Source organism: Saccharothrix saharensis, from assembly GCF_006716745.1.
GTDB lineage: Bacteria > Actinomycetota > Actinomycetes > Mycobacteriales > Pseudonocardiaceae > Actinosynnema > Actinosynnema saharense.
Genome location: NZ_VFPP01000001.1, coordinates 6102927 through 6121652 on the forward strand (window position 1 = coordinate 6102927; position 18726 = coordinate 6121652).

An 18726-nucleotide genomic window follows, 5' to 3' on the forward strand; every position below is an offset into this window, starting at 1 on the left:
ACCGGATCGCGGGCGGGACGGGGTGCAGAACAATGGTGGTGGCGGTGCATCGACGGGGCGAGGGCAGGCGTGGAAAACGAAGATCTGGTCATCCACATGCAGGGTGTTTCGGTTCGACGTGGCAAGACCACGCTGGTCGGCGACGTCGACTGGAGCGTGGAGCTGGACGAGCGCTGGGTCGTGCTCGGCCCGAACGGGGCGGGCAAGACCACGCTGCTGAGGCTGGCCGGCGCGGAGCTGCACCCGACCAAGGGCAAGGTGCACCTGCTCGGCGAGCGGATCGGCCGGACCGACATGGCCGAGCTCAGGCCCCGGATCGGGTTGTCCTCGTCGGCGTTGAACGGGCGCATCCCGCCCGACGAGAAGGTGGTCGACCTGGTGGTCAGCGCCGGGTACGCGGTGCTGGGCCGGTGGCGCGAGGAGTACGACAAGCTCGACACCGGCCGCGCCCGGGAGCTGCTGGCCGCGATGGGCATCGAGCACCTGGCCGACCGCACCTACGGCACGTTGTCCGAGGGCGAGCGCAAGCGCACGCTGATCTCCCGGGCGTTGATGACCGATCCCGAGGTGCTGCTGCTCGACGAGCCCGCGGCCGGCCTGGACCTGGGTGGCCGCGAGGACCTGGTGGCCCGGCTGTCGGAGCTCGCGATGGACCCGGACGCGCCGGCGACGGTGCTGGTCACGCACCACGTGGAGGAGATCCCGCCCGGCTTCACGCACGCGCTGCTGCTGCGTGACGGCGGCATCGTGGCGCAGGGCCTCCTGGACGACGTGCTGACCGAGGAGAACCTGTCGAAGACCTTCGACCAGCCGCTGGAACTCCAGCGGTCGGGTGACCGGTACTTCGCCCGGCGCAAAACTACCGAGGGGTAACCTGCGAGGCGCACCGACGGAGGTCGAGGAGGACCTGTGGCTGAGTTCGTGAGGCTCGAAGTCGAGGACGGGATCGGCACCATCCGGTTGGACCGCCCGCCGATGAACGCGCTCAACCGGCAGGTCCAGGAGGAGATCCGGTCCGCCGCGCTGGAGGCGGCCGACCGGGCCGACGTCTACTCGGTGATCGTGTACGGCGGTCCGAAGGTGTTCGCGGCGGGTGCGGACATCAAGGAGATGGCCGAGCTGTCCTACGCCGAGATGGCGGCCCGCGCGGGCGCGTTCACCTCGGCGTTGCGCGCGGTCGAGGAGATCCCCAAGCCGACCGTGGCGGCGATCACCGGCTACGCCCTGGGCGGCGGGTTCGAGCTGGCCCTGTGCGCGGACCGGCGCATCGCGGGCGACAACGCCAAGGTCGGCCAGCCGGAGATCCTGCTCGGCGTCATCCCCGGCATGGGTGGCACGCAGCGCCTGCCGCGGCTGATCGGGCCGTCGCGCGCCAAGGACCTGATCTACACCGGCCGGTTCGTCGGCGCCGAGGAGGCGCTGCGGATCGGGATGGTGGACGAGGTCGTGGCCCCGGACGACGTCTACGAGGCGGCCAAGCGGTGGGCCGGGCAGTTCGTCAACGGCCCGGTGCGCGCCTACGCCGCCGCGAAGGCCGCGATCGACGGCGGGCTGGACACCGACCTGGGCAGCGGGCTGAAGCTGGAGAGCCAGCTCTTCGCCGCGATGTTCGCCACCGAGGACCAGAAGACCGGCATGGCGTCGTTCATCGAGAACGGCCCGGGGAAGGCGAAGTTCAGTGGCCGTTGATCCGAAGCCCAACCCGCACGCCACCGCCGAGGAGATCGAGGCGGCGTACTCCGACCCCAAGCTCGCGAACGTGCTCTACCACGACTGGGAAGCCGGCACGTACGACGAGAAGTGGTCGATCTCGTACGACGAGCGCTGCATCACCTACGCCAGGGACCGGTTCCGGGCGGTCGCGGGCGACACCGGGCCGTACGGGCACGCGTTGGAGCTGGGCTGCGGCACCGGGTTCTTCCTGCTCAACCTGATGCAGGGCGACGTGGTCGAGCGCGGGTCGGTGACCGACCTGTCGCCGGGCATGGTCGAGGTGGCGCTGCGCAACGCGAAGCAGCTCGAGCTGCCGGTCGACGGCCGGGTCGCCGACGCCGAGCGCATCCCGTACGACGACGACACGTTCGACCTGGTGGTGGGGCACGCGGTGCTGCACCACATCCCGGACGTGCCCGCCGCGATGCGCGAGGTGCTGCGGGTGCTCAAGCCGGGCGGGAAGTTCGTCTTCGCGGGCGACCCGACGAACGTGGGCAACTTCTACGCCCGCAAGCTCGGGCAGCTCACCTGGTGGCTGACCACGAACGTCACCAGGCTGGGCCCGCTGAACGACTGGCGCCGGCCGCAGGAGGAGCTGGACGAGTCCTCGCGGGCCGCGGCGCTGGAAGCGGTGGTGGACCTGCACACGTTCGACCCGTCGGACCTGGAGCGGACCGCGCGCGGCGCGGGCGCGGTCGACGTGCGCGCGGTGACCGAGGAGCTGTCGGCGGCGTTGTTCGGCTGGCCGGTGCGCACGTTCGAGGCCGCCGTGCCGCGGGAGAAGCTGGGCTTCGGCTGGGCGATGTTCGCCTACCGGACCTGGCAGCGGCTGTCCTGGGTGGACGAGAACGTGCTGGCCAAGGTGCTGCCGCGCGAGGTGTTCTACAACGTCTCCGTGACGGGCCGCAAGCCGGTCTAGTGGCTTACGCGTTCAGCCTCGACGACGTGGCGTACCTGCGGTCGGATGCCGGGTGCGCCGCGTTGTCCGCGCTGGCCGACCTGCCGCTGACGCCCGCGTCGCGGCTGTCGGACGTGCAGCGGGCGAAGCAGGTCTCGCCGACGCGCTTCGCGGCCGTGCTGGAGACGGTGTTGCTGCGGCGCAAGGCGGTGGGGAAGGTCCGTTTCGCCGACGGGCTGTTCACCTCCGACGCGGTGCAGCAGGCCACCGCGCACCCGGTCGCGGCGCACCGGGCGCGCCGGTTCCACGGGCCCGCGCACGACGTGACGTGCTCCATCGGGGCGGACCTGGCGGCGTTGCCCGAGGGCTCGATCGGGTCGGACCTGGACCCGGTGCGGCTGGCGATGGCGCGGCACAACCTGGGTGACGGGGTGCCGCTCGTGCGGGCCGACGCGCTGCGGCCGGTGTCGCGGGGCACGGCGGTGCTCGCCGACCCGGCCCGGCGGGACGCGAGCGGGCGGCGCACGTGGCACCCGTCGGACTTCGCGCCGCCGCTGGACGAGCTGGCGGCGACCTACGCCGACCGGGACCTGGCGGTGAAGTGCGCTCCGGGCGTGGACTTCGCGGTCGCGCCGTGGGCCGACGAGGTCGAGCTGGTGTCGCTGGACGGGCAGGTGCGCGAGGCGTGCCTGTGGACGCGCGGCCTGGCCACACCCGGCGTGGCGCGGCGGGCGACCGTGCTGCGGTCGGACGGTCCGGCGTGGACCGTCACCTCCGCCGAGCCGGACGACTGCGGTGTGCGCGAGCCGGACGAGTGGTTGGTCGACCCGGACGGCGCGGTGGTGCGGGCCGGGCTGGTGCGGCACTACGCGGCCCGGCACGGCCTGGCGCAGCTCGACGAGCGGATCGCCTACCTGACCGGACCGACCCCGCCGCCGGGCGTGCGGGCGTTCCGGGTGGTGGAGCACGGGCACTACAGCGAGAAGGCGTTGCGGTCCGTGCTGCGCTCGCACGACGTGGGCCGGCTGGAGATCCTGGTGCGCGGCCTGGACGTGGACCCGAACGCGCTGCGGCCGAAGCTGAAGCTGACCGGCTCCACCGAGGCGACCGTCGCCCTGACCCGCATCGGCCGCCGCCCGGTCTACCTGCTGGCGCACGCCGAGCGCACCTAGCCCGCCAGTCCCGCCAGCCTCTCGAACAGGAACGCGCGCAGGCCGTCGAGGTCGGCGTCCACCGCGATGTCCAGGGTCTTGGGCGCGTCGACCTCCAGCCGCTGGTCGACCACGAGCGCGCCCCGGTTCGGGCCGGACGAGCAGTCGACGTCCACCGGGAAGGGCGTCGCGGCGAGGATGCCCGGCCGGACCGCCTCGGCCACCGCGACCGCGTCGTGCACGGCCATGCCGTCCCAGCCGAGGAACCTGCGGTAGGTCGCCAGGTAGTCCGGGGTGAGGCCGGTCAGCGTGGCGGCGGCCCCGGACGTCCGCGCCAGCGCGTCCAGCCACTCGGCGCTCACCGCGCACCGGCGGGTCAGGTCCATCGGCACCAGGGTCGTCGGCACGTCCTCCTCGACCAGCACGCGGCGGGCGGCCTCGGGGTCGCTCCAGACGTTGAACTCGGCCGTGGCCGTGACGTTGCCCCCGTTCACGCCGCCGCCCATGACGACGAGCCTGCCGATCTTCGGCTTGAGGCCGGGGTGGGCGGCGAGCAGCAGCGCGACGTTGGTGAGCGGGCCGATGGGGACGATCGTGACGGGGCGGTCGGCTCGTTCGAGCAGGTCGCGCATCAGCGTGACGGCGTCCCGCCCGTCCACGTCCCGGGTCGGCTCGGGCAGCGTGTGGGCGAAGCCGGAGAGACCGTCGGAACCGTGCGCGCTGGACAGGTGCGGGTGGGGGTGGACCAACGGCCGGGACGCGCCCACGCCCACCGGCACGTCGTCGCGGTCGAGCAGCGCCAGCAGCCGCAGGGCGTTGCGGGTGGTGTTCTCCAGCGAGACGTTGCCGAAGACCGTGGTCACCCCGATCAGCTCGACCTCGGGGCTGGCGGCGGCGAGGGCGAGGGCGAACGCGTCGTCCACGCCCGGGTCGGTGTCGATGATCAGCGGTGTCGTCACGGCACCATCCTGGATCACGGTCGGCACAGCGGCAGCAGCGGCGGGTTGGGCCCGCGGTCCAGTGCCAGCTTGTAGGCCGGGGTCAGCGCCGTGCGGCGGAACAGGTCCTCCTCGACCAGCGAGCACAGCGCCCGGTCGCGGATCGAGTCCTGCCGCAGGATCTCCGGCCGGCGGGTGTCGTGGTGGATGAACGTCAGGTCGTGGTCGCCGGACTCGACCACGTACCCCACCAGCCGCGTGCCGTCGGTCCGCTCCACCACCTCCGTCGGCAACCAGAACGTCATCGCGTACAAGTTGGACACGAGCGTGCTCACGACCAGCGCGACGACCAGCATGGCCGTCTCCACGCGGCGGTTGTCGACGTCCTTCCGCCCCGGCCGCCACAGCTGCGCCGCGGTGCCCACCAGCCCGAGCAGCGTCATCGCCGCCCAGCCCAGGGGGAGCAGGGCGCAGGACAGGACGACCGCGACGAACAGCGCGCCCCGGGTGACGCGGCCCTTGCGGGTCTCGGGCACCACGGCGTACAGCCCGACGAGCGCGAACGCCGGCAGCATCAGGAACGTCGGGCCGAAGGTGCTGAGCGCGACCGCGGCGAAGTCGATGCCGCGGGCCACGACCCGGATGACCTGGAGGTTGAAGTCGGCGAACAGCAGCGTCTTCAGCACCACCACGGCGATCGGGATGCCGGTGAGCAGCAGCCCGGCCAGCTCGAACCAGCTCCACGACCGACCGCGCGGCGGTGGTTCGGGCACGCGTGCGCGGTGCGGCGGCGGCCTGAGCCGGCTCAGCCTCCGCCGGTCGCCCGGCCGTCGTCGAACCCGGTTCCGCGGCAAGCGGTTCCCCCCGTCGTGCGCTCGGCGACGTGGAACTCTACTGGTCGGTGGGTCGAGTTAGAGTGCCGTTCGTGACGAGCATGTGGGGTGCCCCGGTGTGGACGAGGTGGCGCCGGTCGCGTCGCGACCCGGCGCAGGCCAGGTTCCTCACGCTCGCCTCGCTGCGCTGGGTCCTCCGCCACCGCGCGTACACGCCCTGGTACCTGGTGCGGTACTGGCGGCTGCTGAAGTTCCGGATCGCGAACCCGCACGTGGTGCTGCGCGGCATGGTGTTCCTGGGCAAGAAGGTCGAGCTGCACTGCCGCCCCGGGTACGGCCGGTTGGAGATCGGGCGTTGGGTGCACATCGGTGACGGCAACGCCATCCGCTGCCACGAGGGCTCGCTGCGGATCGGGGACAAGGCCGTGTTCGGCAAGGACAACACGGTGAACTGCTACCTGGACGTGGAGATCGGCGCGGCCACGCTGATCGCCGACTGGGTCTACGTCTGCGACTTCGACCACGTGACGGCGGACGTCACGCTGCCGATCAAGGACCAGGGCATCGTGAAGTCGCCGGTGCGGATCGGCCCGGACTGCTGGCTCGGCACGAAGGTCACGGTGACCCGCGGCACGCGGATCGGGCGCGGGTGCGTGATCGGCGCGCACGCGGTGGTGCGCGGCGACGTGCCGGACTTCAAGATCGCGGTCGGCCTGCCGGCGCGGGTCGTCAAGGACCGCCGCGCCGACTACGAGGCCGACGCCGAGCGCCGCGCCGCCGTCGCCGACATGGCCCGCAAGGCGCAGGAGGCGCTGGAGCGGTCCCGCAACGGTTCCTAGACCGGTTGCAGCTCCTCGCCCGCCTTGCGGTCGTACTGCTCCTGCGCGGCGCGGATGTCGTCGATGTGGTGCTCCGACCAGGCCCTGATCGCGTCCATCAGGCCGCCGACGTCCTCGCCCAGCGGGGTGAGGCTGTACTCGACCCGCGGTGGCACGCTCGGGTAGACGGCGCGGTGCACGAGACCCGCGCGTTCCAGGTCGCGCAGGGTCTGCGTGAGCATCTTCTGGGTGATGCCGTCGAGGCGGCGGCGCAGCTCGCCGAAGCGCATGGTGCCGGGCCGCAGCGCGCCGACGACCAGGCACACCCACTTGTTGGCCAGCAGGTCGAGCACGGCCCGCGACGCGCAGTTGCGGAGGTAGGCGTCCGCACCGCCGTGGGAACGCAGGTCAGTGACGGTATACATGAGGTACCTATATACCTTGAAGGTGCCTTCTTCACAACGGGTACCATTGTGGATGATCCTTTCGACCATGACGAACGAGATGCGAGCGGTTGTGGTCGAGGGCTTCGGCGAGCCGGAGGTCATGCAGGTCCGAGAGGTCGCCCGGCCCGAGCCGGCGCACGACGAGATCGTGGTCGAGGTGCGCGCGGCGGGCGTGAACGCGTTCGACTGGCTGGTGCGGCGTCACGGCTTCTGGTTCACCACGCCGTGGGTGCCCGGCTGGGACGTGTCCGGTGTGGTGGCGTCCGTGCCGGCGGGGGAGAACCGGTTCCGGGTCGGCGACGAGGTGTTCGGGATGCCCCACCTGCCGCGCCAGGCCGGCGCGTACGCCGAGTACGTCGCCGCGCCCGCCCGCCACTTCGCCCGCAAGCCCGCCGACGTCGACCACGTGCACGCCGCCGCGCTGCCGCTGGCCGCGCTCACCGCGTGGCAGGTCCTCACCGAGGCCGCCCGCGTCGAGCCGGGCGACCGGGTGCTGGTCCACGCCGCCGCCGGCGGTGTCGGGCACATCGCGGTGCAGGTGGCGAAGTCGCTCGGTGCGCACGTGATCGGCACGGCGAGCGCGGCCAAGCACGACCTGCTGCGCGAGCTGGGTGCCGACGAGCTGGTCGACTACCGGACGCGGGACTTCGGCGAGCTGGCCCCCGTGGACGTGGTGGTCGACCTGGTCGGCGGTGAGTACGAGGAGCGGTCGATGCGGGTGCTCAAGCCGGGCGGGGTGTACGTGGGCCTGCCCGACCCCGGCCGGCTGCCCGAGCTCATCGCCAAGGCCGAGCCGCTGGGCGTGCGCGCCACGACCGTGTCCGTGGTGCCGGACCACGCCGCGCTGGAGCACCTGGCCGGGCTGGTGGAGCGCGGCGAGCTGCGGGCGGTCGTCGCCGGGACGTTCCCCTTGGCGGACGCCGTGCAGGCCCACGAGGTCGGTGAGGCCAACCGGACCACCGGCAAGCTGGTGCTGACCCTCTGAGCGGGCACGGCTGCGGCCGTCCCCCGGGCTGTCCGCGGACCTGCTCGCCGCAGCGGAGCGGACGGCCTAGAGGAACGCGTTGCCGGTCGGGATCTTGGGACGGCCCAGTGGCGGGTGGTCGCGCACGGTCGCCGAGCGGTAGACCCCGGCGGTGTCCTCGGCGATCGTGGCCCAGTCGAAGTCGGTGGCCAGTCGGGACTTCGCGGCGCGGGCGCGGCGCGCGGCGGCGGGGCGGTCGTCGAGGACGGAGCGGACCGCGCCGGTCAGCGCCTCGACGTCGCCGGGGGTGAAGGACAGGCCCGTGACGCCGTCCAGCACCACCTCGCCCAGCCCGCCCGCGGTGGACGCGACCAGCGGGGTGCCGGCGGCCGCCGCTTCCAGCGCCACGATGCCGAACGGCTCGTACCGGCTCGGCAGCACGACCGCGTCCGCCGCCGCCAACGTCGCCGCCAGCGCGCGGTCCGACAGGTGGCCCGCGAAGTCCACCGCCCGGCGCACCTTGTGCTTGCGCGCCTGGTCGACCAGCCAGTCCCGGTGCGTGCCCGTGCCGGCCACCACCAGCCGCGTGCCGGGGTGGGCGCGCCGGATCCGGGGCAGGGCGGCGATCAGGTCCTGCACGCCCTTCTCCCACTCCAGCCGCCCGAAGAACAGCAGCAAGGGCGCGCCCGTCGGGCTGTGCGCGGCCCGCGCGGCGGCCACGTCGGACGAGCGGACCCGCCACCGGCGCGGCTCGATGCCGTTGTGCAGCACCGTCACGGTGGACGGCTCCACCTCGAACAGGTGCGCCACCTCCCGCCGCATCGCCGACGAGCACGTGATCAGCGCGTCCGCCCGGTTCGCCAGCCACCACTCGACCGAGTGCACCTGCTGGTTCAGCGTCTGCGACAGCCACCCGCTGTGCCGCCCGGCCTCGGTCGCGTGCACGGTCGCCACCAGCGGCGCGCCGCACTGCTCGGCCAGCGCGATCGCGGGGTGGGTGACGAGCCAGTCGTGCGCGTGCACGACGTCGGGCCGCCAGTCCCTCAGCAACGCCGAACCGGCCCGCGTCATCGCGTGGCCCATCGCCAGCGTCCACGCCACGAGGTCGCGTTCGAACACCAGGTGCGTCGGGTCCTCGGCCACTCGGATCAGCCGCACGCCGTCGACCTCGGTGTCCGTCGTCGGGTGCGTGATCGCGTCCGTTCCCGCGGGCTGGCGGCACAGCACGACCACGTCGTGGCCCCGCGCCGCCAGGTGCGCGGCCAGCGCGTGCACGTGCCGGCCCAACCCGCCGACGACGACCGGCGGGTACTCCCAGGACAACATCAGCACGCGCATGGGCCATCCTCGCATCTCGGCACCGCTACCCTGGGATCACACGGGGGAAGTGGGGGAGCGGTCATGCAGCCTTGGGTCTGGGCGGTCCTGTTCGTCGCGGTGGTGCTCGCGGTCGGGTTCGCGGTCGACCGGAGGGCCCGCGCCAAGCGCGCCGGCCTCGAACGACCGGCCGACACGAGGGGACGCTCCCAGGCGGACCCCGTCGTGCAGGCCCGGATCGACAACCCGGGCTCGGCGGGCATCACGCGCCGCGAACACGGCAGCGACTTCTCCGGCGGCGGCGTCAACTAGCCAGCCCCCGGGCGTCGAGCCGGCCGAACGGACCGTCGACCAGGCGCAGTTCGGCCGCCCGGTCGTGCCCGCGCCCGGCCCGGCGCAGCGCGACGAGCTCGCGGAACCGGTCCGCGTGCACCTCGGCGCGGTAGCGGGCGTAGTCGGCGGCCGAGTCCTTGGTGACCATGAACGCCCAGTCGCTGGACAGCGCCAGCAACGCCTCGCGCACGGCCTGGTCGGCGACCGGGTCGCGCACCGCGCCGGACACGTCCAGCGCGAGCAGCTCCCGCTGCACCTCCGCGTTGCCCTGCACGATGTCGGCCACCCGCGGGCCGTTCCACACCTGCCAGTCCTTGCCCGAGCCCCACGAGGACGGCGGCACGTCGACCGGCGCGCCCACGTGCCCGGCCTCGACCGCGCCGCGCAGCGTCGTCACCCGCACCCCCGCCCCGGGCAGCAGGCGCAGCACCGCTTCCAACCACGCCGGGCCCTCGTGCCACCAGTGCCCGTACAGCTCGGTGTCGTACGCGGCGACCACGAGAGACGGCTTGCCGTGCTGCTCCTTCAACGCCCGCAGCCGCCGCACCACGGTGTCGACGAAGTCCGCCGCGTGCCGCCGGACCGCGTCGGCCGCCAGGTCCGGGTCGTAGGGCCGCTTGTCGGCCGGCTCGACCTTCTTGCCGGTCACCCGGGAGGGCTTGAGGCCGCTGGGGTGGTCGTAGGTGTGGAAGTCCCGGTACGCGGGGTCGCCGGGGTAGCCGACCTTGGGCGACCAGACCCGGTACGACACCTCCAGGTCACGCCCGAAGGCCACCACGTCCGACGTGCCGACCGGCCGGCCCGCTGCGGTGTCGCCGCGCAGCGACGGCCCGTCCACCAGGAACCGCCGCACGCCGGCCCGCGCGTAGTCGTGCTCCATGCCCGGCGCGTACGCGCACTCGGGGGCCCAGATGCCCGCGGGCGTCGAGCCGATCCGCAACGCGGTGTCGTCCAGCCCGGCGCGCAGCGAGAACGCCCGCAGCCGCGGGTGGAGCAGCGGCTGGAACGGGTGCGCGGCCGGTCCGCCGAGCAGCTCCACGGTCCGGGAGTCCACAAGGGACCGCAGGACGGGCGAGAACCCGTGCCGCCACCGGGTCTCGAACCGGTCCAGCGACCACGCCGACGCGCGGTGCTCCCGGGCGGCGAGGTCGGGCAGGCGGAACGACGCGCTGTGCGCCCGCAACTGCCAGTTGCCCAGCCAGTCGTGCAGGCCGCGCAGGCTGTACGGGTCGTCGAGCTGGGCGGCCAGGATCGGCGTGACGCCCAGCGTGAGCACGTCCTCGCGACCTTCGGCGGCGAACCGCTCCAGCAGGTCGACCACCGGCAGGTACGAGTGCGCCCACGCCTGGTACAGCCACTCCTCGCCGACCGGCCAGGCGCCGTGGTGCGCCAGCCACGGCAGGTGGCTGTGCAGGACCAGGCAGAACGTCCCCTCGTTCGTCACGGGCGCACCGCCACGGCCACCAGGTCCAGGCTCGCGTCCAGGTCGTCGGTGGTGATCTCGAAGTCCTCGCTGCGCACCGACGCCACGGCGGTCAGCAGGTCGTCGGGCCACTCGCCGCCGTCCACCACCACGGCCACCTGCGCGTCGATGATCGACCCGCCGAACCGCTCGTCCAACCCCCGCAGCGCCGGACCGTGCCGCAGGCCGGCCAGCAGCTCGACCAGCAGGCCCGCGCCGACCAGCAGGTCGTGCAGCTCGGCGGGCGCCAGCTCGCGGGTGTGGAACGGGTTGAGGGGCGTGTCGCGGCCGGGGGAGAAGGTGATCCGGTTCGGTGTGGTGACCAGCAGCCGCCCGCCGGGCCGCAGCACCCGCGCGCACTCGGCCAGGAAGCCCTCCTGGTCCCAGAGGTGCTCGATGACCTGGAGGTTCGCCACCACGTCCACGCTCCGGTCGCGCAGGGGCAGCGAGGCCAGGTTGCCGCGCAGCACCGCCAGTTCCGGGTACGCGCGGCTTGCGTGCGCCGAGGTCGCCTCGTCGTAGTCGAGCGCGACGACCCGCGCGGCGTGCCCGGCGATCAGCGCCGCCCCGTAGCCCTCGCCGCAGCCCGCCTCCAGCACCACCGCGCCGGCGCAGTGGTGGACCAGGTCCAGGTAGGCCGCCTCGTGCCGCCGGAACCAGTAGTTCTCCTCGGCGATCCCGGGCACGGTGCGCTCACCGGTGAGGGGCAGCGGCTCGACGGTCACGCGGTCAGCCTAGTTGCTCGTTACTCACGGGTAGCCATCGACCGGCCGTCGGAGGGTCACTGGTTCGTGTGAATACACAGCCACTCGATTGAAGGTATTTGTTGCCGACGGCATTGTCGAAAGGCGTGCGCGTCCCCGGAAAATGACACCATCGGGTGACCTACACCTGTGTTGCGGGGATCTTCCCTGAACGTGTTTGCCCTGCCAGGGCAATGCATCGATCGCGTTTCACCAGGGTAGTCGTGGGTGGTCACGGGCCCGTCGGGTGCCTTACGCTCGGCATCCTCGGCCAATCTTCGAACGAGCGGGGCCGCCATGGGTGCGAAAGAGCCGGAGATTGTTCCGCTGCACGCGGGTTTCGACGTCGTCTACCGGGGTTTCCACCGCCGTCAGGTGATCGAGCACCTGGAGAACCTGGACGAGCAGCTCAAGTACATGTCCCTCGACCGCGCCGAGGCGCTGGCCCAGGCCGCCGACCTCCGCAAGCTGCTGGAGATGACCAGGCGCGACCTGGACGAGGCGCGTGCCCGCGTCGAGCGGATGGAGATGTCGCCCGCCTCGACCTCCGGTGCGTCCGAGCGCCTGCACCGGATGCTGACGCTGGCCGAGGACGAGGCGAACGACCTGCGGTTGCGCGCCGAGCACGACGTCACGGCGTTGCGCGAGCGCACCGAGGCGGAGCTGGCCGAGCGGCGTCGCCAGGTGGAGGAGGAGCTGGCCGCGCACCGGGCCGAGAACGACGCGCGCGCGGCCGACCAGCGGGAGGCGGCCAACCGCCGTGCCGCCGAGCTGGACCAGCGCGAGGTCGACCTGGAGCGCCGGCAGGTCGAGGTGGAGGCGCACCTGCGGGCCCGGGGCGAGCAGGTCGAGGCCGAGTGCGCCGCCCTGGTGGCGCAGGCGGAGCAGGAGGCGGACCGGGTCATCCGGGAGGCCGCCGAGCGGTGCGCGCGACTGGAGGCCGACTCCGACGCGAAGCGCGCCAAGGCGCAGAACTTCTTCGAGCTGACCATGAACCGGAGGCGGCACGAGGCCGAGCAGCACTTCGCCGAGCAGGAGGAGCTGGCGAAGGCGCGGGCCGCGTTCCTGATCAAGCTCGCCGCCCGCGAGGCGCGGCGGCGGATCGAACAGATCCAGCAGCAGGCCGACGACCTGCGGGAACTGCGGCACTCGGTGGCCGCGCAGCTCGCGTCGGCCCGCATCGCGCTGGACTCGGCGGCCGACCGCGTGCCCACCCTGATCCCGGAGCAGACGACCGTCGAGCAGGCGAGCGCCGACCCGGCGGGCGCCGGACCCGCGGGCGTCGAGCGGGTGGAGGGCGAGCCGGTCGGCGTCGAGCAGGTGCGCGTCGAGCGGGTGGGCGCCGAGCGGGTGGACGCCGACGACCGGGTCGGTGCCTGATGGCGGTGCGGCTCGCGTTGTCGGTGGTGGTGGGGCTGGCGGCGGTGTCGGGCTGCGCGTCACCGGGCGCGGAGGGCATGGGCGCGTCGGTGGTCACGCGCCCGACGAAGGTGCCGGTTCGGCCGACGGTCGCGCCGGAGGGCGGGTTTCCCACCGGGTACGGCGAGCCGGCCACCGACGGCCCGCCGGTGAAGTGAAGGGTGCGTGATGTCCGGGGTGGCGTTCGTGTTCGGGATGTGCGCGTTGTCGTTCGCCGCGGGCTGCGTGCTGACGGCGGTCATGCTGCGCCGGGAACCACCACCCGATCCCCGACCTGAACCGGCCCCGGCTCCGCCGCCCCGGTTCGAGCCCAGGTTCCCGCCGGAGGACTACGCGACCAAGCCGATCCACCGCAATCCGGTGATGGGCCTGCCGCCCGCGCTGCCGACCCAGCGCCCGGCCCGCCCGAACCTGGTCGTCGTGCCGGACCCGAAGCCGAGCGCGGTGCTGCCGGTGCGCCAGGACGCGGTGCGCCGCATGCACGTCGTCCGCCCCGCCCCGACGCTCGTCGAACCGGCGGGGGAGGCGGACGCGGCCGGGGCGATCGCCGAGGGCCCGGTTCCACCGAAGCCGCTCGCCGTGGTGGCTGGGGGTGCGAACACCGGCGCACCGGCAGCGGAGGCCGCCGGAACCGAAAACCCGGCCGCGGGTGAAGAGCCCGCCGAGCCCGTGAACCCGACCGGATCGGCCTTGCCGCAGGAAGAACCGGCCGGGCACGAGCCGGAAGCGGTCCAGCCCGAGCCGACACCGGGACAGCCCGAAGCCGAACCGGTCACCGGCGGCGGCACGCGCGTTCGAGGCGGCCCGCCGGGGATCCACCCCGTGGCGGGCCGCTGAACGTCAGCGCGGTCAGCGCTTGCGGAACTTGCGCATCAGTTGCTGGGCCTTGGCCTTGTTGCGGGGATCGCGTGCAGCCTGCTTGACCTGCTCGGTGACCCGGCGGCCCTGCGGACTGCGGGCGAACGCGGCGAGCTTGCTGAACAGATTTGCCATGTGCACCACCTTCCCTACCGGGCCAACGTTCAAACCCCGCAAGGAGTTCCTAAACCGGCGAAACGGTCACGCCCAACGCCCCCGGGCCGACGTGCGCGCCGATCGCGGAACTGACCTGTGTCACCAGGAACCGCCGCACGTTCGGCAGCTTCGCCCGCAACTGCTCCAGCACGGTCTCCGCGCGATCGGCGGCGTCGAAGTGCTCGACCGCGATGTCCACGGGCTCCCGGCCCGCCCGCTTGACCGCGATGTCGACGAGCTTGCGCATCGCCCGTTCCGCCCCGAGGGCCTTGTCCAGCGGCGCGATCCGCCCGTCGATCACGGTCAGCAGCGGCTTCATCGACAGCGCCGAGCCGAGCAGGGCGGCGGCCCGGCCGATCCGCCCGCCGCGCTGCAGGTACTCCAGCGTGTCGACGTACAGCAGTTCGCTGCTGCGCCGCACGGTGTGCTGCGCGGCCGACAGCACGCGGTTCACGTCACCGCCCGCGGCGGCCACGGTGGCGGCGGCCACGACCGCGTACCCGAGGCTCATGCCGCACGTCTGCGTGTCGACCACGTGCACCGGCACCGCGGACTGCGCGGCGGCCTGCCGGGCCGCCTCCACCGTCCGCGAGAGCCCGGTCGACACGTGCAGCGACACGATCGCCGACGCGCCCGCGGCCGCCGCGTCGGCGTACGACCAGAAGAACGCGCCCGGGTCCGGCGGCGCGGTGGTCACGTCCAGCTGGTCGCGCAGGGCGTCCACGAGCTTCGGCACCGGCACGCGCACCTCGTCGTCCACGAAGTCGCCGATGCGCACCTGGATCTGCGCGACGGTCACGCCGAGCTTCTCGGTCAACTGCGCCGGCAGGCATGCGGTGGAGTCCGTGACAATCGCTACTCGCCGTGGCATGCGGTCGAACCTAGCCCAGTAGGGGGAGGGCCTGTAACGCCGACGTGCGGTCTCGCGACATTGTCCGAATGGCCTGAAACGCGCCAGTGAGCATCATCACCCGTCGCGGGTGCTTGCTGCCGTTTGCACCTCTGCTACCGGTGGGTAACATTTGGGTGGCCGACACCACCATGCCAATGCGGCGATGACATGGCAGGGTCACGAGCAATCCGGCGACCGGGGGCAACCACCGTCGCCCACCCACGTCGCCGCCCGTCCGCAGGAGGTCGAAGAGGACCCATGAACATTGTCGTCCTGGTCAAGCAGGTGCCCGACACCTGGTCCGAGCGCAAGCTCGCCGACGCCGACCACACCCTCGACCGCGACTCCGCGGACGCCGTGCTCGACGAGATCAACGAGCGCGCCGTGGAAGAGGCGCTGCTGCTCCAGGAAGCGCACGGCGGCGAGGTGACCGTCGTCGCGATGGGTCCCGACCGCGCGACCGACGCGATCCGCAAGGCGCTGTCCATGGGCGCGGACAAGGCCGTGCACGTCTCCGACGAGGCCCTGCACGGTTCCGACGCGCTCACCACCGCCAAGGTGCTGGCCAAGGCCATCGGCACCATCGAGGGCTTCGACCTGGTGATCGCCGGCAACGAGGCCACCGACGGCCGCGCGGGCGCGGTGCCCGCCATGCTGGCCGAGCTGCTCGGCCTGCCGCAGGTGACGCAGGTGCGCAAGCTCTCCGTCGAGGGCGGCACGGTCAAGGCCGAGCGCGAGACCGACGAGGGCGTCGCGCACCTCGAGGCGAGCCTGCCCGCGGTCGTCAGCGTGAACGAGAAGATCAACGAGCCGCGGTACCCGTCGTTCAAGGGCATCATGGCGGCCAAGAAGAAGCCGGTCAGCACCCTCACGGTCGCCGACCTCGGGCTGGACGCGGGCGAGGTCGGCCTCGGCGCCTCGTGGTCGCAGGTCCTGGAGTCGGCCCCCAAGCCGCCGCGCGGCGCCGGTCAGCGTGTCGAGGACTCGGGTGACGGCGGTTCGAAGATCGCCGAGTACCTGGTCGGCCAGAAGCTCATCTGAAGGCGAGGAGTTCAATGTCTGAGGTACTCGTCCTCGTCGACCACGTCGACGGCGAGGTCAAGAAGGTCACCTATGAGCTTCTATCCGCCGCGCGCCGTCTCGGCGAGCCGGCCGCGGTGGTGGTCGGATCGCCCGGCACCGCGGGCAAGGTGAGGGAGTCCCTGGGTCGCTACGGCGCGACGAAGGTGTACGCGGTGGAGTCGGACGACGCCGTGAACCACCTGGTCACGCCGAAGGTGGACGCGCTGGCCACCATCGCGGGCACCGCGTCGCCCGCCGCCGTGCTGGTCTCGGCGACGTTGGAGGGCAAGGAGGTCGCGGGCCGGTTGGCCGTGCGCCTGGGCTCCGGCCTGCTCTACGACGCCGTCGACCTCGACGGCGAGGGCGTCGCCACGCAGTCGATCTTCGGTGGCGCGTACGTGGTGAAGTCCAAGGTCACGCAGGGCGTGCCGGTCATCGCCGTGCGGCCCGGTGGCGTCGAGGCGTCCGAGGCACCGGCGGACGCGGTCGAGCAGGCCGTGGAGCTGCCCGCCGCGAACCCGGCGCTGGTCACCAGGGTGACCGGCCGCGAGCCGATCGTCGGCGGCGACCGCCCGGAGCTGACCGAGGCCTCGGTCGTCGTGTCCGGTGGTCGTGGCGTGGGCAGCGCGGAGAGCTTCGAGGTCGTCGAGAAGCTGGCCGACAGCCTCGGCGCGGCGGTGGGCGCGTCCCGTGCCGCGGTGGACTCCGGCTACTACCCGCACCAGTTCCAGGTCGGCCAGACCGGCAAGACGGTCTCGCCGCAGCTCTACGTCGCGCTGGGCATCTCGGGCGCGATCCAGCACCGGGCGGGCATGCAGACGTCCAAGACGATCGTCGCGGTCAACAAGGACCCGGAGGCGCCGATCTTCGAGATCGCCGACTTCGGCGTGGTGGGCGACCTGTTCGCGGTCGCGCCGCAGCTGACCGACGAGGTCACCAAGCGCAAGGGCTGACCTGCGCGGTTCGCACCAGGGCCGTCCCGCGTCACGCGGGGCGGCCCTCGTGCTGCCGGGGGTCTCACCCGGGTTTAACCGACCTGCCACCGAGGCGTCACCGGAACGACCTGCTCCCGGTCGCCAACCGGTCGGTAGACCAGACCCATGACGCAGCCGCAACTGCTTGTCAGCACCGGTGACGCCGCTTCCGACGCGCCGCGCTACTCCCTGCTGGTCGCGCGCGACAGCGACGAGGTCGTGGCCGCGCAGCGGCTGCGGCACCAGGTCTTCGCCACCGAGATGGGCGCCGTGCTGCACACCTCCGTGCCGGGGCACGACGTCGACCGCTTCGACGAGTTCTGCGACCACCTCGTCGTGCGCGACGACCGGACCGGCGACATCGTCGGCACCTACCGGATGCTGCCGCCCGAGCGCGCCGCCGAGGCGGGCGGGCTGTACTCCGACGGTGAGTTCGACCTGTCCGCGCTCGACGCGCTGCGCCCGTCGCTGGTGGAGACCGGCCGCTCGTGCGTGCACCCCGACCACCGCAACGGTGCCGTGGTGTCGTTGGTGTGGGCCGGGATCGCCCGGTACATGCTGCTGTCCGGCCACTCGTGGCTGATCGGCTGCGCGTCCGTGCCGCTGCACGACGGCGGGTCGTTCGCGGCGGGGGTGTGGGACGTCGTGCGGGCCAAGCACCACGCGCCCGAGGAGTACCGCGTCACGCCGTTGACGCCGTGGGACGTGGACCCGGTGCCGCGGCCGGACAGGACGGTCCTGCCGCCGCTGCTGAAGGGCTACCTGCGGTTGGGCGCGTGGGTGTGCGGCCGGCCCGCGCTGGACGCCGACTTCGGGGTGGCGGACCTGCCCGTGCTGCTCGGGATGGACCGCGTGGACCAGCGGTACCTGAAGTTCTTCCTCGGGGAGACGGCGTGAGCAAGCACGCGTGGATGCCCGTGTCCCCGTGCGGCGACGGGTGCGTGGACCACTCGACGGCCTCCGTGGGCGCGGTCCGGGTGGCGTGGCGGGTGGTGGCGGCGTCGGCCGTCATGCTGTGCGGGGTGCTCGTGGTCCTCGCCGTGCTGTGCGTGCGGGGACGGGCCCGGTCGGTGGTGCTGCGGCGCTGGTTCCGGGCGCTGCTGGGCGCGTTCGGCGTGCGGCTGCGGGTGGTGGGGCCGGTGTTCCAGGACAACCCGGGACGTGGCGTGCTGGTGGTGTCCAACCACGTGTCGTGGCTGGACGAGCTGGCCATCGACGCGGTGCAGCCCATCCGGATGGTGGCCAAGCGGGACATCCGGGACTGGCCGGTGCTCGGTCGGCTGATCACCGCCGCCCGCACGGTGTACCTGGACCGGGAGCGGCTGTCGCTGCTGCCCGGCACGGTCGCCGAGCTGGCGCAGGCGTTGCGGGACGGCGCGGCGGTCGGCATCCACGCGGAGGGTACGACCTGGTGCGGCGTGGCGTCCGGGCGTTACCGGCCCGCGTTGTTCCAGTCCGCACTGGACGCGGGTGTGCCCGTGCGACCCGTGGTGTTGCGGTACCGGCAGGGGTCCGCGACGACGACCCGGCCCGCGTTCGTGGGCTCCGACACGCTGGTCGACTCGATGCGGCGGGTGCTGCGCTCGCGCGGGCTCGTGGTGGAGGTGCACGTGCTGGACGAGGTCGCGCCCGGCCGGGCGGGGACGCGCCGCGAGCTGGCGGCGCTGGTGCAGCGGGAAGCGGAGCGGGTGGCGTACGGGTCGGTCGAGGTGCCCTCGCCGCGCCCGCACGCCACCCGGGTCGCCTAGC

Annotated in this window: 22 protein-coding genes; 14 read left to right on the forward strand and 8 right to left on the reverse strand. The window is 73.0% G+C overall.

The window, feature by feature from the left end:
- Positions 1 to 96: 96 nt before the first annotated feature.
- The 4 genes from FHX81_RS27545 to FHX81_RS27560 are packed head-to-tail and all read left to right on the forward strand — an operon-like array spanning position 97 to position 3783.
- Positions 97 to 873, forward strand: a complete 777-nt coding sequence (locus FHX81_RS27545) for an ABC transporter ATP-binding protein (RefSeq protein WP_211363855.1) — start codon at positions 97 to 99, stop codon at positions 871 to 873.
- 36 nt (positions 874 to 909) lie between these two features.
- Positions 910 to 1689: an enoyl-CoA hydratase/isomerase family protein gene (locus FHX81_RS27550; RefSeq protein ID WP_141980948.1), complete on the forward strand. Its 780-nt coding sequence runs from the start codon at positions 910 to 912 to the stop codon at positions 1687 to 1689.
- Positions 1679 to 2632 carry a class I SAM-dependent methyltransferase gene (locus FHX81_RS27555; RefSeq protein WP_141980949.1) on the forward strand — a complete coding sequence of 318 codons (954 nt, stop codon included), beginning with the start codon at positions 1679 to 1681 and terminating at the stop codon, positions 2630 to 2632. The genes FHX81_RS27550 and FHX81_RS27555 overlap by 11 nt, the downstream gene beginning before the upstream one ends.
- Positions 2632 to 3783 carry a THUMP-like domain-containing protein gene (locus tag FHX81_RS27560; protein WP_141980950.1) on the forward strand — a complete coding sequence of 384 codons (1152 nt, stop codon included), beginning with the start codon at positions 2632 to 2634 and terminating at the stop codon, positions 3781 to 3783. Before FHX81_RS27555 ends, FHX81_RS27560 begins: the two co-directional genes overlap by 1 nt.
- On the opposite strand, the gene FHX81_RS27565 is transcribed toward FHX81_RS27560, so the two are convergent.
- On the reverse strand, positions 3780 to 4721 hold the full coding sequence (locus FHX81_RS27565) for a nucleoside hydrolase (protein ID WP_141980951.1): 942 nt from the start codon (positions 4719 to 4721) through the stop codon (positions 3780 to 3782). The genes FHX81_RS27560 and FHX81_RS27565 overlap by 4 nt on opposite strands.
- 14 nt (positions 4722 to 4735) lie before the next feature.
- Positions 4736 to 5473, reverse strand: coding sequence for a hypothetical protein (locus FHX81_RS27570; RefSeq protein WP_141980952.1), 738 nt, complete (start codon positions 5471 to 5473; stop codon positions 4736 to 4738).
- A 152-nt stretch (positions 5474 to 5625) separates the two neighbouring features.
- Here FHX81_RS27570 and FHX81_RS27575 point away from each other — a divergent pair, with 152 nt between their 5' ends.
- Positions 5626 to 6372, forward strand: coding sequence for an acyltransferase (locus tag FHX81_RS27575; protein WP_141980953.1), 747 nt, complete (start codon positions 5626 to 5628; stop codon positions 6370 to 6372).
- Here the strand turns inward: FHX81_RS27575 and FHX81_RS27580 are convergent.
- Positions 6369 to 6776: a winged helix-turn-helix transcriptional regulator gene (locus FHX81_RS27580; protein WP_141980954.1), complete on the reverse strand. Its 408-nt coding sequence runs from the start codon at positions 6774 to 6776 to the stop codon at positions 6369 to 6371. The genes FHX81_RS27575 and FHX81_RS27580 overlap by 4 nt on opposite strands.
- A gap of 67 nt (positions 6777 to 6843) precedes the next feature.
- Between FHX81_RS27580 and FHX81_RS27585 the strand changes: the two genes are divergently transcribed.
- Entirely contained in the window at positions 6844 to 7782 is a 939-nt protein-coding gene (locus FHX81_RS27585; RefSeq protein WP_246107995.1) for an NADP-dependent oxidoreductase, read from the forward strand.
- A 66-nt stretch (positions 7783 to 7848) separates the two neighbouring features.
- Here FHX81_RS27585 and FHX81_RS27590 read toward each other — a convergent pair whose 3' ends face one another.
- Positions 7849 to 9099: a glycosyltransferase family 4 protein gene (locus FHX81_RS27590; protein ID WP_141980955.1), complete on the reverse strand. Its 1251-nt coding sequence runs from the start codon at positions 9097 to 9099 to the stop codon at positions 7849 to 7851.
- 63 nt (positions 9100 to 9162) lie between these two features.
- Between FHX81_RS27590 and FHX81_RS27595 the strand changes: the two genes are divergently transcribed.
- Positions 9163 to 9390, forward strand: a complete 228-nt coding sequence (locus FHX81_RS27595) for a hypothetical protein (protein ID WP_141980956.1) — start codon at positions 9163 to 9165, stop codon at positions 9388 to 9390.
- Here the strand turns inward: FHX81_RS27595 and FHX81_RS27600 are convergent.
- Together FHX81_RS27600 and FHX81_RS27605 are read right to left on the reverse strand one after the other, a co-directional pair.
- The gene (locus tag FHX81_RS27600) at positions 9383 to 10855 is read right to left on the reverse strand and encodes a 1,4-alpha-glucan branching protein domain-containing protein (protein ID WP_141980957.1); all 1473 of its coding nucleotides are present in this window, start codon (positions 10853 to 10855) and stop codon (positions 9383 to 9385) included. The genes FHX81_RS27595 and FHX81_RS27600 overlap by 8 nt on opposite strands.
- Positions 10852 to 11598 (reverse strand): class I SAM-dependent methyltransferase, encoded by a 747-nt coding sequence (locus tag FHX81_RS27605; protein ID WP_141980958.1) that lies wholly within the window; start codon positions 11596 to 11598, stop codon positions 10852 to 10854. The genes FHX81_RS27600 and FHX81_RS27605 overlap by 4 nt, the downstream gene beginning before the upstream one ends.
- A gap of 315 nt (positions 11599 to 11913) precedes the next feature.
- Here FHX81_RS27605 and FHX81_RS27610 point away from each other — a divergent pair, with 315 nt between their 5' ends.
- From FHX81_RS27610 to FHX81_RS27620, 3 genes are read left to right on the forward strand one after another with little or no spacing between them, the layout of a single operon-like run.
- Positions 11914 to 12996, forward strand: coding sequence for a coiled-coil domain-containing protein (locus FHX81_RS27610; RefSeq protein WP_141980959.1), 1083 nt, complete (start codon positions 11914 to 11916; stop codon positions 12994 to 12996).
- Positions 12996 to 13193 carry a hypothetical protein gene (locus tag FHX81_RS27615; protein WP_141980960.1) on the forward strand — a complete coding sequence of 66 codons (198 nt, stop codon included), beginning with the start codon at positions 12996 to 12998 and terminating at the stop codon, positions 13191 to 13193. Before FHX81_RS27610 ends, FHX81_RS27615 begins: the two co-directional genes overlap by 1 nt.
- Before the next feature lie 10 nt (positions 13194 to 13203).
- Positions 13204 to 13872 (forward strand): hypothetical protein, encoded by a 669-nt coding sequence (locus FHX81_RS27620; RefSeq protein WP_141980961.1) that lies wholly within the window; start codon positions 13204 to 13206, stop codon positions 13870 to 13872.
- Between the two features lie 12 nt (positions 13873 to 13884).
- Here the strand turns inward: FHX81_RS27620 and FHX81_RS40790 are convergent, their stop codons facing one another.
- Entirely contained in the window at positions 13885 to 14028 is a 144-nt protein-coding gene (locus FHX81_RS40790; RefSeq protein ID WP_170232190.1) for a hypothetical protein, read from the reverse strand.
- 49 nt (positions 14029 to 14077) lie between these two features.
- A complete protein-coding gene (locus FHX81_RS27625; RefSeq protein ID WP_141980962.1) occupies positions 14078 to 14920 on the reverse strand; it encodes a DegV family protein in 843 nt (280 codons plus the stop codon).
- A 279-nt stretch (positions 14921 to 15199) separates the two neighbouring features.
- On the opposite strand from FHX81_RS27625, the gene FHX81_RS27630 reads away from it, so the two are divergent.
- The 4 genes from FHX81_RS27630 (at position 15200) to FHX81_RS27645 (ending at position 18725) form a co-directional block, all read left to right on the forward strand.
- Positions 15200 to 15982 carry an electron transfer flavoprotein subunit beta/FixA family protein gene (locus FHX81_RS27630; RefSeq protein ID WP_141980963.1) on the forward strand — a complete coding sequence of 261 codons (783 nt, stop codon included), beginning with the start codon at positions 15200 to 15202 and terminating at the stop codon, positions 15980 to 15982.
- Between the two features lie 14 nt (positions 15983 to 15996).
- The gene (locus FHX81_RS27635; RefSeq protein ID WP_141980964.1) at positions 15997 to 16956 is read left to right on the forward strand and encodes an electron transfer flavoprotein subunit alpha/FixB family protein; all 960 of its coding nucleotides are present in this window, start codon (positions 15997 to 15999) and stop codon (positions 16954 to 16956) included.
- A gap of 147 nt (positions 16957 to 17103) precedes the next feature.
- A complete protein-coding gene (locus FHX81_RS27640; protein ID WP_141980965.1) occupies positions 17104 to 17874 on the forward strand; it encodes a GNAT family N-acetyltransferase in 771 nt (256 codons plus the stop codon).
- Positions 17871 to 18725, forward strand: coding sequence for a lysophospholipid acyltransferase family protein (locus tag FHX81_RS27645; RefSeq protein WP_246107996.1), 855 nt, complete (start codon positions 17871 to 17873; stop codon positions 18723 to 18725). Before FHX81_RS27640 ends, FHX81_RS27645 begins: the two co-directional genes overlap by 4 nt.
- The last annotated feature ends 1 nt before the right edge of the window (position 18726 follow it).

Bases quoted from the DNA above. Each gene is read 5' to 3' on its own strand.
- FHX81_RS27545 (WP_211363855.1), top strand. From the start codon at position 97: ATGCAGGGTGTTTCGGTTCGACGTGGCAAGACCACGCTGGTCGGCGAC.
- FHX81_RS27580 (WP_141980954.1), bottom strand. From the start codon at position 6,776: ATGTATACCGTCACTGACCTGCGTTCCCACGGCGGTGCGGACGCCTAC.
- FHX81_RS27585 (WP_246107995.1), top strand. From the start codon at position 6,844: ATGACGAACGAGATGCGAGCGGTTGTGGTCGAGGGCTTCGGCGAGCCG.
- FHX81_RS27590 (WP_141980955.1), bottom strand. From the start codon at position 9,099: ATGCGCGTGCTGATGTTGTCCTGGGAGTACCCGCCGGTCGTCGTCGGC.
- FHX81_RS27595 (WP_141980956.1), top strand. From the start codon at position 9,163: ATGCAGCCTTGGGTCTGGGCGGTCCTGTTCGTCGCGGTGGTGCTCGCG.
- FHX81_RS27610 (WP_141980959.1), top strand. From the start codon at position 11,914: ATGGGTGCGAAAGAGCCGGAGATTGTTCCGCTGCACGCGGGTTTCGAC.
- FHX81_RS27615 (WP_141980960.1), top strand. From the start codon at position 12,996: ATGGCGGTGCGGCTCGCGTTGTCGGTGGTGGTGGGGCTGGCGGCGGTG.
- FHX81_RS27620 (WP_141980961.1), top strand. From the start codon at position 13,204: ATGTCCGGGGTGGCGTTCGTGTTCGGGATGTGCGCGTTGTCGTTCGCC.
- FHX81_RS40790 (WP_170232190.1), bottom strand. From the start codon at position 14,028: ATGGCAAATCTGTTCAGCAAGCTCGCCGCGTTCGCCCGCAGTCCGCAG.
- FHX81_RS27625 (WP_141980962.1), bottom strand. From the start codon at position 14,920: ATGCCACGGCGAGTAGCGATTGTCACGGACTCCACCGCATGCCTGCCG.
- FHX81_RS27630 (WP_141980963.1), top strand. From the start codon at position 15,200: ATGAACATTGTCGTCCTGGTCAAGCAGGTGCCCGACACCTGGTCCGAG.
- FHX81_RS27635 (WP_141980964.1), top strand. From the start codon at position 15,997: ATGTCTGAGGTACTCGTCCTCGTCGACCACGTCGACGGCGAGGTCAAG.
- FHX81_RS27640 (WP_141980965.1), top strand. From the start codon at position 17,104: ATGACGCAGCCGCAACTGCTTGTCAGCACCGGTGACGCCGCTTCCGAC.